Origin of the sequence: Pedobacter sp. SYP-B3415 (genome assembly GCF_004138205.1) — a bacterium.
In the GTDB taxonomy this organism is placed as follows: Bacteria; Bacteroidota; Bacteroidia; order Sphingobacteriales; family Sphingobacteriaceae; genus Pedobacter.
Genome location: NZ_RXNQ01000001.1, coordinates 158,328 through 172,232, shown reverse-complemented (window position 1 = coordinate 172,232; position 13,905 = coordinate 158,328). Strand labels below are relative to the sequence as shown.

Sequence of the window (13,905 nt, the reverse complement as noted above, 5' to 3'; positions counted from 1 at the left end):
TAGTTTCAGATCTCTAATTGTGGCTTTCGGCGAGGGCGTTTTCCTTCATTTTTTGCTTCACACTGCAGTCGAGGCAAAAACCATAAAGGTTTAATGAATGGTGTTTGATGTCGAATTTAAGCAATTCGCCTACCATGCTCTGGATCTGGTGAATGCGCGGATCACAAAACTCGACCACCTTGCCGCATTCAATGCAGATTACGTGGTCGTGCTGGCGATAACCATATGACTTTTCAAACTGGGCCATGTTTTTGCCAAACTGATGTTTGGTTACCAGGTCACAGGACACAAGAAGTTCAAGTGTATTGTAAACCGTTGCGCGGCTCACCCTGTATTTCTGATTTTTCATGTGAATGTACAGGGTCTCTACATCGAAGTGATCATTTCGGGAATAGATCTCTTCGAGGATAGCAAAACGTTCGGGGGTTTTTCTGAGATTTTTATTCTCGAGATAGGCCTCGAATATCTTGCGAACCAGCTCGTTGGTATTGTGTTCTGACATAGCTTTAAACTCCGTTCAAAGGTATTGTTTTTTTGTTAATATGAGGAATCCGGGCGGTCATTTTTACATTGCCATGCCGCTCGCCAGGGCCTGTGGCTCAGGCATCGAAGCGCGTTACACCGGTTACCCCCTTAACCCGCATCAGGTCAGAAATCAGCTTTTCCAGGTGCTCGGTATCATTGACGTAAATCATGATTGAGCCGTCAAAAATACCATCATTGGTATCTACCGTAATGGAGCGCATATTGACCTTAAAGTCGTTCGATATAACTTTGGTAATGTTGTTGATCAGACCGACATCATCTATTCCCACAATATGCAGTCCGGTCAGGAAAGTCAGCTCTTTTTGTTTGTTCCATTTTGCCTTAACAACCCGGTAGCCATAATTGGCCATAAGCTGGGCTGCATTAGGGCAATTTGTCCGGTGGATCTTGATACCTTCATTAACCGTTACGAAGCCGAATACATCATCGCCCGGTATCGGGTTGCAGCATGCAGCCAGTGTGTAGTCGATCTTCTGCATATCTTCCCCAATAAGGAGAATATCATTTTCAGGACCTTTAACCTTGCTTAGCAGTGCTTCGATCTGCTGATTTTCAGAACGTTCAGGGCCACGGGTTTCAATCTCTTTCTCGCTGGCCAGATAATCCTTCATATCCTTCATCTCAATCTGCCCCTGGGCAACCCGGATAAACAGTTCCTGCGTTGAAGGCAGCTTGAAGAAGTAGGTCAGCTTATTTAAGTTTTCAGTGTTGTAGGTGATTTTGAGCGACTTGAGTTTACGCTCGAGCGTCTCTTTTCCTGTTTCAGCGATTCGGCGCTTTTCCTCTTTTAAAGACGATTTGATTTTCGACTTCGCCTTTGCTGTTACAACAATATTCAGCCAGTCTTCTTTGGGCGTTTGTTTACCCGAGGTTATAACTTCAACCTGGTCGCCATTCTGCAGCTTGTAAGATAGCGGAACAAGCTTATGGTTTACTTTTGCGCCAATACACTTCGCGCCTACATCCGTATGGATCTCGAAGGCAAAATCAAGCGCGGTTGCACCCATCGGCAGCTGGATCAGTGCGCCCTTCGGGGTAAAAATGAAAATCTCATCAGAGAAGAGATTCATCTTGAAATCGTCGATAAAGTCAAGTGCGTTCGCTTCAGGATTGCTCAGCATCTCGCGCACTTTCTGGATCCACTGATCGAGACCGTTATCATTCGTTGATTCCTTGTACTTCCAGTGCGCGGCAAAACCTTTCTCTGCAATTTCATTCATGCGAAGGGTCCGGATCTGTATTTCTACCCATTGCCCCTTAGGCCCCATAACGGTTGTATGCAGGGACTCGTAGCCATTTCCCTTCGGGGATGATACCCAGTCGCGAAGGCGATCGGGATTTGGACGATAGAGATCTGTAACAATCGAATACGCCTTCCAGCAATCTGATTTTTCGTGATCAGGAGCACTGTCGAGAATGATCCGGATGGCAAAAAGATCATATACCTCTTCAAAAGGGATATTTTTCTTCTTCATCTTGTTCCAGATCGAATGGATAGACTTAGGCCGCCCGTATACGCTGGCACGCAGGCCCTGTTCTTCAAGGATTTCCGTGATAGGCTCTACGAACTTCTTGATAAACAAAGTCCGTTCGGCCTTTTTCTCGTTAAGTTTCTTTGCAATAAATTTATAGGTATCTGGCTCAAGATACTTCATTGAGAGGTCTTCAAGTTCAGATTTAATGGCGTAAAGACCCAACCGGTGTGCCAGCGGGGCGTAGAGGTAAATCGTTTCTGAAGCGATTTTCAACTGCTTCTGGCGCGGCATGAAATCCATGGTGCGCATGTTGTGCAGCCGGTCGGCAAGTTTGATCAGGATCACCCTCACGTCATCTGCCAGGGTAAGCAGCATTTTTCTGAAGTTCTCGGCCTGCAGCGAACTGTTGTAATCAAATACCCCTGAAATTTTTGTTAGTCCGTCAATGATCTTTGCCGTCTTCTTTCCAAAAGAAAACTCAATGTCTTCCAGCGTGATATCGGTGTCTTCTACAACATCGTGCAACAGCGAACAAACGATGGAGGTCGTACCAAGACCAATCTCTTCGGCGGCAATCTGTGCAACGGCAATAGGATGGTAGATATAAGGTTCACCAGACTTACGGCGCATGTCCTTGTGGCTCTCGAGCGCCATATCAAACGCCTTACGGATTTCCTTTTTATCACCTTTTTGCAGAGTTGGCTTGCAAGCCCTGAGCAACGCCCTGTATCTCTTCAATATCTCTTTCTTTTCTGCCTCAAGATCAATAACAAGCTCGTTCTTCATTTGTATTATTTACGTAATAAATTACTTTCTGTGTCAGTTTAAGTTTATATTAGATAACGTGCAAAACCAATATATAAAATAAGCCGTAACTTTGCGAAAGCATAAATTTATGAAATTTCTGAGGTTTTTTCTTCCGCTTTGTGTCATCATTTCTGCCTGCTGGACGCTCAATGTGCGTGCACAGGAAGACCCCTCATCACTGCCGAAACCAAAAACCGGCAAGAATGATACCATTCGGGTAGCCCTTACCCAATACAACGGAGAAATGATTCCCTGGATCGCCTTATCGGAAGTCAGGATATTCGGGCAGCGCACATTCCGCTCGGAAGCCGACAGAGTGGCGTTCAACCGCCTCAGATACAACGTTCTCAAGGTGATGCCTTACGCACTGTATGCCAAACGCCGTTATGGTCAGCTGGAATATGATCTGTCGCAGACAAAAGACCGGAAAGAACAGCGTAAACTTGTCAAAGCCTGCGATAAGGAAATAAAAGACATGTTTAACCGCGAAATAAAAGAGCTAACCATTACACAGGGGCAGATTCTTACCAAGCTTATTGACCGCGAGGTGGGCCGCACCACATACGATATCGTAAAGGAGACCAAAGGTGGCTTTAACGCCTTTCTTTACCAGTCTGTTGCCCGTGTGGTTGGTCACAACCTGAAATCAAAATACGACCCCCGCGAGGATCGTGAGATCGAATCAATTATTATTTCGTCCGGTTACTATAACTACTAACTTATGGACAAAAAAGAGACGATCTACCGGTTTAAGGTAAGACGGACCGACGGGAAGGAAGTTCCCTTATCTCTTTATAAGGATAAGGTCCTGTTGATTGTTAATACCGCTTCACAATGCGGATTTACACCACAGCTTAAAGAATTGCAGGAATTGCGCGACCACTTCGGGGGCATGGACTTCGAGATTCTTGGTTTTCCCACCAACGATTTTGGAAGGCAGGAGCCCCTGGACGGCAATGCTATTCAAAGCTTCTGCGAAGTGAATTTCGGCGTAAAGTTTCCGGTTTTTGATAAGATCATGATCCGCGGCGCCCAGGCCCATCCCTTGTACGAATTCTTAGCGAATAAGAAACTCAATGGCGTACTGACCTCAACACCCCGCTGGAATTTCCATAAATACCTGATTAACAAACGGGGCGAAGTGTCAGATTACTTTTTCCCCTTTACAAAACCAGGGTCATCCAAGATCAAGAAACGCATTCAAAAGCTCCTGGCAGAAGATAAAAATACATGAAACTCGATATACTCGTGCTTGCAGCACATCCCGACGATGCAGAATTATGCTGTTCCGGTACCATCCTCAAACATATCAGACAAGGCAAGAAAGCCGGGATCATTGACTTTACCAGGGGTGAACTCGGCACACGCGGCTCGGCAGAGATCCGTGACGCAGAGGCTGCCGCTTCTGCCCGTGTCCTCGGACTGAGCGCAAGGGAAAACCTTCGTTTCCGCGACGGATTTTTCCAGAATGATGAGCAGCACCGCCTGGAGATAATCAGGATGATCAGAAAATATCAGCCTGATATCGTGCTGACCAACGCCTTACACGACAGGCATCCTGATCATGGTCGTGGCGGTGATCTGGCTAATGACGCTATTTTTCTTTCCGGCCTGCGCCGGATAGAAACCTCAGATGAGGGGAGGGCGCAGACAGAGTGGCGACCGCGCCTGGTTTTGCAATACATCCAGGACCGCTACATCCGTCCGGATATCATCGTTGATATTTCTGATGAAATGGAAGGTAAGCTGGAATCGATACGGTGTTTTGGTACCCAGTTCTTTAACCCTGATCTTGATGAACCGCAAACCTATATTTCATCTCCTGAATTTATGGATTCCATTCTTGGCCGCGCCCGCGAGTTCGGCAAAGACATCGGCGTAAAATATGGAGAAGGCTTCACTTCAAGAAAGCTGCTGGGCGTGAGCGATCTGTTTAATTTGCTCTAAATCAATATCTTGTTAGGGTTGCGGTGCATGCTGACCGAACAAAAAGCGCCTGGTGGTTGTTGGTCTTTGCATGGCAAACATCTTCTCTACCATCCGGAATGCGTACGCGCTGATCAAACATATCGACTTCGGCAAACTGGAGGCGCTGTCTAAAAAGGTCGACCTTCCAAAAGTTATGGACGCCTTCGCAAACCTTGACGATAAGCAACTGAGCGGCCTGATGAATATGATAGACAGTGGCCGCAAACAGAAGGCATTGCCGCCAATAGACGGTGATTTTTACCGGCTCGGTGAAGAAGCGCTTTCTGAAGAAGACCGGGCATTGCAGCTGCGTGTACGGGCATTTCTAGAGGCAGAGGTACAGCCCATTGTAAACTCCTATTGGAACAAAGCGGAATTTCCGTTTGAGATCATTCCCAAACTTGCAGAACTAAACATATGCGGTCTTACTTACCAGGGGTATGGCTGCCCCGGCAAGTCTAACCTGATGGAGGGCATTCTGGCGATGGAAATGGCCCGGATCGATACCTCCGTTTCTACCTTTTTTGGGGTTCAAAGCGGACTGGCCATGGGCGCCATCTACCTGTGCGGATCTGAAGCGCAAAAGGAAAAGTGGTTGCCCGGCATGCAGCAGTTCAAAACAATTGGCGCATTCGGGCTTACCGAGCCAGAGGTAGGGTCGGGGGCAGCCGGCGGCCTGACGGTCACCGCTAAGCGCGAAGGAGATACCTGGATACTGAACGGTCAGAAAAAATGGATCGGAAACGCCACATTTGCCGATGTAACCGTAATCTGGGCGCGTGACCTGAGTGATGGCGAGGTAAAAGGTTTCCTTGTTGAAAAGGGCACGCCCGGGTTTTCTGTAGAGAAGATGCAAAATAAGATGGCACTCAGAATTGTTCAGAACGGACTTATTACCCTGAGCAATTGTGTCGTTGCTGAATCAGATCGTCTGCAGCATGCCAATTCATTTAAAGATACAGCCAAGGTGTTGCGTATGACCCGGGCAGGTGTTGCCTGGCAGGCAGTGGGCTGCGCGCGGGGTGCTTATGAAAATGCGCTCGATTATACCCGCAAACGTAAGCAGTTCGGAAAGCCAATAGCATCTTTTCAGATGATCCAGAACCACCTGGTAGAAATGTTATCAAACCTGACTGCCATGCAGACGCTTTGTTTCCGCTTATCGCAGCTTCAGGATCAGGGCATTCTGCTTGATGAGCATGCTTCGCTGGCTAAAGTTTTCTGCTCCCTGCGTACACGTGATGTCGTAAGCCGGGCCCGCGAGGTCATGGGGGGTAACGGTATTTTACTGGAATATAACGTAGCACGGTTTGTAGCCGATGCCGAAGCGATCTACTCTTACGAAGGTACCCGAGAGATTAATTCACTGATTGTAGGCCGGGCCATAACCGGTTTTTCAGCATTCGTCTGACCTATAATTGCGGCAGAATTTTTTCCATTACCTCCAGACCTTCGTCGATATGGCTTTGTTCGATACATAAAGCCGGTCGGAAGCGGATGGTACGGTCGGCACAACCCAGGAACATGACGTTTTGTTCAAGACCCTTTTTGATAAAGGCATCTCGCATTTGTTTATCCGGAAAATCAAATGAGCATAAGAGGCCACGTCCGCGAACATTGCTCATTTTATCATAGGTTTCTGCCAGCCTTTCAAGGTTTTCAAAAAGATAACCGCCAACCCGGGCGGCGTTTTCGCAAAGGCCTTCTTCATCTATAATGTTTAGTACCTGCGTAGCGCGAACCATGTCGGTCAGATTGCCGCCCCAGGTCGAATTGATCCGTGAGGGAACATTGAATACATTTTTTTCGACCTCGTCGACCTTTTTACCTGCCAGAATACCGCATACCTGCATCTTTTTACCGAAGGCAAGAATGTCTGGCTGCGCATTCTCGTGAAAATGCTGGTGGCACCAGAACTTACCCGTCAGCCCAACGCCGGTTTGAACCTCGTCATAGATAAGCATGGCCTCGTTTTCGTCAGCCAGTTCTTTCAATGCGGCCAGAAACGTTTCTCTGAAGTGGTTGTCTCCGCCCTCAGATTGTATTGGCTCAATAATAATGGCGCAGATGTCATCCTTGTGGTCTTTAAACGCTTGTTTAACCTGTTCGAGCGACAGGGCTTCGGTAGACTCGGCCAACGCCAGATTTTCTTCATTAAGCGGAAAACGAAGCTGCGGCGTGCTGACCCGTGGCCAGTCGAACTTTGCAAACCATTTTGTTTTATCGGGCAGCGTATTTGTCAGGCTAAGCGTGTAGCCGCTGCGCCCGTGAAACGCCTTTTCAAAATGCAGTACCTTAAAACCTTTTTCTTCTTTATAGCCCTTCGCAAAATTTTTCTGGACCTTCCAATCCATGGCTACCTTTAGCGCGTTTTCAATAGCAAGTGTGCCGCCGGCGATAAAGAATGCATGCGGCAGGTAGTCGGGAATACCAACCCGGCCGAATGTCTGAACGAATTCCGCATATTGCTGGGTGTAGACATCTGAGTTTGACGGATTCGCCATCGCCGCAAGCAGCAGGTTCTTCTTAAACTCCTCATCGCCGCTCATTCCCGGATGGTTGTATCCTAGCGGAACTGAAGCAAAACAGGTAAAGAAATCCAGGATTCGCCGGTTATGCCGGGAATCGAACAAATAGGCGCCCTGGCTTTTTTCAAGATCAAAAGTCATGTCAAATCCATCAGCCAGGATGTGCTGGCGAAGAACCTTTGTAACATCAGATGGAGCAACTGAAAGCTGGTACATAACGTCAATGTTGGTTGATCAAAATTAACAGAATGCCCCGCATATGCAAACGCAGGCGGTCTCGCAGCCAGTGTCTGGACCGGCAGGCCGTGCATTAACCAGCTTTAAACTGTTTAAAGTATGTTTTGTATCAACAAAAAAAATAAAAAAAAATCGACTGCAGGCTGCTGCGCATAAGACGATTTGAGAATCGCAGAGACTGACCATCACTAAAATGAGAAAGCATTACGTTTGCCGAGCAGTCCGGTTAGCCCGCCGGTATGTACAGCCAGAACGCGTGAGCCACGGTCGAGCAGGCCTTTTTCCGCCAGGTCATTAATAGCATAAAACATTTTTCCGGTGTAGACGGGATCGGTCAGCATGCCTGAGGATTGCGACAGCGAAGCGATAAATTGCAGAAGCTGCGGGCTTGTTTTCGCGTATCCGCCGAAATGATAGTCCGCGTGTAATATCATCTGTTCAATGCTTGCCGTATGCGCCCCTATCCCGGCTGCAAGGAAGGAACCTCCCTTCAATACGGGTACAACATGGAGTGTGGTGTTTAAACCGGCCTGGATAATTCCACTGAGCAGGCCGGCAGCCGTAGTTCCTGTACCGGCGGCAACAAAGATGTGATCGTAGTGGTCGTTCAATTCATCAACCATTTCTGCACACCCCATCAGACCCTGGCTGCCTGCGCCGCCTTCATCAATAAAGTAAGCAGTCTCTTCGTTAGCATGATAATGCCTGAAAAGGGCTGGTTTATCGCGGTACGCGCTCCGCTCTGCAGGTATGAGCGTCATCCCGAAAAGTGAACATAAAAATAACAATTCATTTGCTGCTAACTCGCCGCGAACATACCCGGTTGCTTTAAAGCCAAACCGCGCCGCAGCTGCAGCTGTGGCCAGCAAGTGATTTGACCAGGCGCCCCCGAAGGTAACCAGGTGAGTTTTGTTTTGCCGGCGTGCGTCTTCGAGATGATATTTAAGTTTTCGCCATTTATTTCCGGATACATAAGGGTCTATCAGGTCATCGCGTTTAACGGAAATCTGGAAGCCCGAAGGCAATAGCAAGGGAAGAACCGGACTGGGCAGAAGCATACGTCAAAAGTAGACAATGCCGGTTAAAAAGCCAGCAAAAGCAACACAGCAAGCCTGAGTGCTTTTTGTGTTACGATCGGGATGTATGCGTGCAATTATTTAAGCATATAAAACGCTAAGGCTTCTAGGGACGGAAATAAATTTTTCTAACAAGGTAAGGGAAAAAGTTGAGGATGATTTTTACGTTGTCGGTAAAGTTTTTCATGAGATCCAAAATTAAGCATATGCGGTTCTACAAAGAACAAGCCAATTTTCAGCGCGGGAAATGAATAGGAAAGATTAGTTTTGTAAAATGGAAAATGAGGCTTTCGCGGGCGATCCGGATGAACAGGATCTGTACGAACATTTCAAAGTTGTAGCAGATAAAGGGCAGTCGCTGCTCAGACTTGACAAATTTTTAGTACAGCGAATTGAAAATGCCTCACGTAACCGCATACAAAATGCAATCGATGCGGGCAGTGTATTGGTAAACGGCAAACCCGGCAAATCGAACTACAAAGTCAAACCTCTCGATGAGGTGTCGATCGTACTTCCGCATCCGCCCCGGGATACAGAGGTTTACCCGGAGAATATTCCTCTTGATATTGTATATGAAGACGAGTCCTTACTGCTTGTTAACAAGGCGGCCGGCATGGTTGTTCATCCCGGCTTTAACAATTATACGGGTACGCTGGTAAATGCATTGGTTTACCATTTTTCTCAATTGCCTCAGCTACCGGGTAATGATGGTCGGCCCGGACTCGTCCACCGGATCGACAAAGACACCTCAGGGCTGCTGTTAATCAGCAAAAATGAACGTGCGATCACTTTTCTTGCGAAACAGTTTTTTGACCATTCGATCACCAGAAAATACCTGGCGCTCGTTTGGGGCGATATTGCTGAAGACGGTACGGTTGAGGGCTACATCGGGCGCAGCCTGAAAGACCGCAAGATCATGGATGTATACCAGGACGAGGATAAAGGGAAGTGGTCACGCACACATTTCAAAGTGCTTGAGCGGCTGGGTTATCTCACACTGATCAGTTGTGAGCTGGAAACTGGCCGAACGCACCAGATCAGGGCCCATATGAAACACATTGGTCACCCGCTGTTTAATGATTCGACCTACGGCGGGGACAAGATACTTAAAGGAACAACGTTTACAAGATACAGGCAATTTGTACAAAACTGCTTTGAACTGATGCCGAGGCAAGCCTTACACGCGCAGAGTCTGGGTTTTATTCATCCTGATTCGCGGAAATACATGCATTTCGAAGTACCTTTGCCGCTGGATTTCGCATCGGTGCTGGAAAAGTGGAGAAACTACAGCAACCAGCAGCAATAAACACATGGTTAGAGAATACATTCTTTTTCAGGACGAATTTTACCCGGCAGACGCGGGCATCCTTACTGCAGATAACCGTGCCTTTCGGTATGGCGACGGGTTATTTGAAACCATGCGCATGAGTAAGGGCAACCTTGCTTTTCCGGAGTCGCATGCAGACCGTCTGCAGGCGGGCATGAAGGCTTTGAAAATAGAAGGGGGGACGCTGCTCGACAGTTATTTCCTGAAGCAAAAGACCGGCGAACTGGCCAGAAAAAACCGCCAGAGCAATGCAAGATTCAGGTTGTCCGTTTTCAGGGAAGGCGCGGGGCTTTATACCCCTGAAAGCAACCGGTGCGGGTACCTGCTCCAGAGCTGGGCATTGCCGCATGCCGAATATGAGTTTAACCGCAAGGGTTTGATCGTTGATGTGTATGATGAGCTTACCAAACCAACCGGACCGCTGGCTAACCACAAAACAGCAAATTCCCTGCTTTATGTGATGGCGGGGATTTACAGGAAGAGCCGGCAGCTGGACGATGCTTTCATCTTAAACCAAAACGGTTTTCTGTGCGAAAGCATTAGTGCGAACGTTTTTGTGGTGTATGACAAACAGCTGTATACCCCAGCGCTTAGTGAAGGCTGTGTATCTGGCGTGATGCGCCGCGAGGTGATGCGTCTCGCCAAAATGCAGGATATTCCACTCATCGAAGCCCAGGTAAGCCCCGAAATTTTAAATGAAGCTGAAGAGGTTTTTGTTACAAATGCGGGGTCGGGTATCTCATGGGTAATGGGATACGGAAGAAAGCGTTATTTCAATGAAATGTCGCGGTTCCTGTCGCAGAAGCTGAACGAGCAGATCTTATAAGCGAACGCCACGCAGAAAATCTTCTACAGGCATTCTCTTTTTTCCTTCATACTGCAGATCAGTTACGCTAATATGGCCGTTGCGCGCGGCGAACTTTAAAAACGTTTTCCCGTCTGTCAAAAAAGTTCCGGGTGCCGCCGCCTGCGAAGCCTGATCAATTGCTGCGCCGAAGATCTTGAGCGTTTTTCCGTTTAATTCTGTAAATGCAGCCGGGTATGGGCTTAATCCGCGAATATGATTATAAACGGTGGCAACAGGCTGGTCCCAGTTTATCTTACAAAAGTCTTTAAAGATCTTTGGTGCATGTTTCAGCTCGCCGGTTTCAGGCTGTTGCTGCCCGGTGGCCGTACCGTCGGCAATGGCCCGAACGGTGTCTACGAGTACCTGTGCGCCTGTTTGCATAAGTTTATCATGTAATGAGCCGGCAGTTTCGTCAGCATCAATCGCGACCTTTGCAACACGGATGGTAGCGCCGGTGTCAATTTCATGCTGAAGGAAAAACGTAGTCACACCGGTTTCCTGCTCGCCGTTAATAATGGCATGATTTATCGGGGCTGCACCCCTGTATTGAGGCAGTAATGACGCATGGAGATTGATAGTGCCTTTCGGCGGCATATTCCAGACCACCTCGGGCAGCATCCTGAAAGCGACAACGACCTGCAGGTCGGCCTTCAGGTCAGCCAAAGATTCGAGAAAAGCAGGATCGCGTAATTTTTCGGGCTGCAGGACGGGCAGATCATGTTCAACCGCGAAGCGTTTCACCGCGCTTTGCTGCAGTTTCTGGCCCCGGCCCGCAGGTTTGTCTGCTGCAGTAACAACGGCTACAACCTCAAATCCGCCATCAATAAGGGCTTTCAAAGAAGCAACAGCAAAATCGGGGGTGCCCATAAAAACTATTCTCATACAGCTTGTGTTAATCTCCTGCAAAATAACTAAAAATAAACGCATCAAATGGTCGATACCCTGCAGGAAGTTAAAGAAAGCGGACTCATCTACGTAACAGACAGCAAAGCCGGTATCAAGCGGATGGGAAATCCGGGCGCTTTTTATTATACAGATGCGGCCGGAAAAAGGATCAGCGATGAAAAACAGCTTGACCGGATAAAAAAACTGGTGCTTCCGCCCGCCTGGACCAATGTTTGGATCGCTACATCTGCCAACGCCTACCTGCAGGCCACGGGTATTGACGCGGCCGGGCGTAAACAGTACCGGTATCACCCCAAGTGGACAAGCAGAAGATCTGATGCCAAATATTTCAGGCTTGCAGAGTTTGCCCGTGTGCTGCCAAAGGCGCGTAAACAAATCCTCACAGACCTGCGAAGAAAAAAACTTGACGAACGCAAGGTGCTGGCAATCTGTGTCGATGTAATGCAAAAGACGCTCATACGCATTGGAAATGAAAGTTATAAACGCAAGCATGGTTCTTTCGGGCTCAGTACGCTGCGTGACAAACATGCCGTTATAAAAGGATCCAGCCTGGAACTCAGCTTTACCGGAAAAAAGGGCGTTCAGCAAAAGATCCGGCTTACTGACAGGAATCTCGCAAAACTTGTAAAGAAGTGCAGGGAAATTCCCGGCCAGGAACTTTTTCAGTATTACCTGCCTGATGGCAGCCGCCGGAGTGTAGATTCAGGCAGGATTAATGCCTACATCCAGGAAATTACCGGCAGCGACTTTACAGCCAAAGATTTCCGTACCTGGGGCGGCACGCTTGAAGCCTTCAGGCAAATGGCGCAATGTTTCCATACAGGTGATGAGCGGCCGCGAAAAAAACTGATCGTTGACGTGCTGGACTGTGTAGCCTTTAAGCTTGGCAATACCCGGGCCGTATGTAAAAGCTCGTACGTTTATCCCATGTTACTGGAAGCTTTCGAAAATAATGAACTCAGCAAATTTTTAAAAAAGGTGCAACCCGGGCAAACGCCGAAGCTTAGTGGCCTTGAGAAGGACGAAAAAGTTTTGCTTACCTTCCTTAAGGCAGTAAGCGCACCCGATGAAGCTGCAAAACTACAAAAGGCCCTCGAAAAGTGAGAGTTGCGCACCGGGAAGGCCCGGCGCAGCTTGAAAGTTGGATAGGCTGATGCCTAAAAGCCTGATCTTTTCCTGGCCATCGACGGCTTTTTCGAGGAGCTCTGCTGCGGTTTCCGTTATGGGGCCGGCCAGGGTAAAAACCTGTTCCTGTGTGCGGCTGCGTGTAATCTGTCTGAAGTCAGCAAATTTGATTTTCAGTGTAAGCGTTTTGCCTTTTAAACCGTTACGGGCCACACGGCCGGCAACGATTTCTGCCAGACGTTTCAGCACAGCCTTCAGCTGAACAAGATCTGAGGTGTCTTCATTAAAAGTGTCTTCAGCAGCTACAGATTTGGTTTCCCGGTCTGGTTGAACAGGCCGGTTGTCTATACCCCGCACAACCTGAAAATAGAAACTTCCCGTTTTGCCGAAACGGAACCGGAGCTCGGCCTCGGTGAGTTTCAGCAGATCGGCACCCGTATGCAGTCCCATGGCTTTCATTTTTGCTGCGGTTACTTTTCCTACGCCAAAAAACTTCTCGACCGGCAGCTTTTCCATAAATGCTGCAACACGTGACGGTCCGATAAACGTGAGTCCATCGGGCTTTTGAAGGTCAGAGGCAATTTTGGCCAGAAATTTATTTACAGATACGCCTGCAGAGGCCGTAAGTGATAGTTCATTTTTAATGGCGTCTTTGATGTGCCGGGCTACGTCGATTGCCGACCCGATATTCATTTTGTCCGATGTGACATCCAGATACGCCTCATCCAGCGACAAAGGTTCAATCAGATCTGTGTACCTCCTGAATATGGCGCGTATCTCCTGCGAGACTTTTTTGTAAGCTTCAAACCGCGGCGGAACAAAGAGAGCGTGGGGGCAAAGCTTTGCCGCCTGGGCGCAGGGCATGGCTGATTTGACGCCGAATTTTCTGGCTTCATAACTCGCCGTTGTTACTACACCCCGGCTTTCAGGCGGACCGCCGACAACGATCGCCTTTCCGCGGTATTCAGGGAAGTCACGCTGTTCCACAGATGCATAAAATGCATCCATGTCAATATGAATAATTTTCCTGATCGGGTTCGCACCGTGTTCCATGAGGAATACG

13 protein-coding genes are annotated in these 13,905 nt (G+C 48.2%); 7 read left to right on the top strand and 6 right to left on the bottom strand.

Annotation, left to right across the window (positions count from 1 at the left end):
• Positions 1-13 precede the first annotated feature (13 nt).
• Positions 14-502: a Fur family transcriptional regulator gene (locus EJV45_RS00775; RefSeq protein ID WP_107216330.1), complete on the bottom strand. Its 489-nt coding sequence runs from the start codon at positions 500-502 to the stop codon at positions 14-16.
• Between the two features lie 97 nt (positions 503-599).
• On the bottom strand, positions 600-2,807 hold the full coding sequence (locus EJV45_RS00770) for a bifunctional (p)ppGpp synthetase/guanosine-3',5'-bis(diphosphate) 3'-pyrophosphohydrolase (RefSeq protein ID WP_129713709.1): 2,208 nt from the start codon (positions 2,805-2,807) through the stop codon (positions 600-602).
• Positions 2,808-2,916: 109 nt separating this feature from the next.
• Here EJV45_RS00770 and EJV45_RS00765 point away from each other — a divergent pair, with 109 nt between their 5' ends.
• From EJV45_RS00765 to EJV45_RS00750, 4 genes are all read left to right on the top strand, one after another.
• Positions 2,917-3,546 carry a DUF4294 domain-containing protein gene (locus EJV45_RS00765; RefSeq protein ID WP_129713708.1) on the top strand — a complete coding sequence of 210 codons (630 nt, stop codon included), beginning with the start codon at positions 2,917-2,919 and terminating at the stop codon, positions 3,544-3,546.
• 3 nt (positions 3,547-3,549) lie between these two features.
• Entirely contained in the window at positions 3,550-4,062 is a 513-nt protein-coding gene (locus EJV45_RS00760; RefSeq protein WP_129713707.1) for a glutathione peroxidase, read from the top strand.
• Positions 4,059-4,775, top strand: coding sequence for a bacillithiol biosynthesis deacetylase BshB1 (gene bshB1 / locus EJV45_RS00755; RefSeq protein ID WP_129713706.1), 717 nt, complete (start codon positions 4,059-4,061; stop codon positions 4,773-4,775). Before EJV45_RS00760 ends, bshB1 begins: the two co-directional genes overlap by 4 nt.
• Before the next feature lie 70 nt (positions 4,776-4,845).
• Positions 4,846-6,207 (top strand): acyl-CoA dehydrogenase family protein, encoded by a 1,362-nt coding sequence (locus EJV45_RS00750; protein WP_129713705.1) that lies wholly within the window; start codon positions 4,846-4,848, stop codon positions 6,205-6,207.
• A 1-nt stretch (position 6,208) separates the two neighbouring features.
• Here the strand turns inward: EJV45_RS00750 and lat are convergent, their stop codons facing one another.
• Both lat and EJV45_RS00740 read right to left on the bottom strand, forming a co-directional pair.
• Positions 6,209-7,540, bottom strand: a complete 1,332-nt coding sequence (lat, locus tag EJV45_RS00745) for an L-lysine 6-transaminase (protein ID WP_129713704.1) — start codon at positions 7,538-7,540, stop codon at positions 6,209-6,211.
• 209 nt (positions 7,541-7,749) lie between these two features.
• Complete coding sequence (locus EJV45_RS00740) at positions 7,750-8,619, bottom strand: 1-aminocyclopropane-1-carboxylate deaminase/D-cysteine desulfhydrase (protein WP_129713703.1); 870 nt, start codon at positions 8,617-8,619, stop codon at positions 7,750-7,752.
• Positions 8,620-8,911: 292 nt separating this feature from the next.
• On the opposite strand from EJV45_RS00740, the gene EJV45_RS00735 reads away from it, so the two are divergent.
• Positions 8,912-9,943, top strand: a complete 1,032-nt coding sequence (locus EJV45_RS00735) for an RluA family pseudouridine synthase (RefSeq protein WP_129713702.1) — start codon at positions 8,912-8,914, stop codon at positions 9,941-9,943.
• Between the two features lie 4 nt (positions 9,944-9,947).
• Complete coding sequence (locus EJV45_RS00730; protein WP_129713701.1) at positions 9,948-10,790, top strand: aminotransferase class IV; 843 nt, start codon at positions 9,948-9,950, stop codon at positions 10,788-10,790.
• On the opposite strand, the gene fmt is transcribed toward EJV45_RS00730, so the two are convergent.
• Complete coding sequence (gene fmt / locus EJV45_RS00725; protein WP_129713700.1) at positions 10,785-11,693, bottom strand: methionyl-tRNA formyltransferase; 909 nt, start codon at positions 11,691-11,693, stop codon at positions 10,785-10,787. The genes EJV45_RS00730 and fmt overlap by 6 nt on opposite strands.
• 48 nt (positions 11,694-11,741) lie before the next feature.
• Between fmt and EJV45_RS00720 the strand changes: the two genes are divergently transcribed.
• The gene (locus EJV45_RS00720) at positions 11,742-12,821 is read left to right on the top strand and encodes a DNA topoisomerase IB (protein ID WP_129713699.1); all 1,080 of its coding nucleotides are present in this window, start codon (positions 11,742-11,744) and stop codon (positions 12,819-12,821) included.
• Here EJV45_RS00720 and dinB read toward each other — a convergent pair.
• On the bottom strand, positions 12,798-13,895 hold the full coding sequence (gene dinB, locus EJV45_RS00715; RefSeq protein ID WP_129713698.1) for a DNA polymerase IV: 1,098 nt from the start codon (positions 13,893-13,895) through the stop codon (positions 12,798-12,800). The genes EJV45_RS00720 and dinB overlap by 24 nt on opposite strands.
• Positions 13,896-13,905 lie beyond the last annotated feature (10 nt).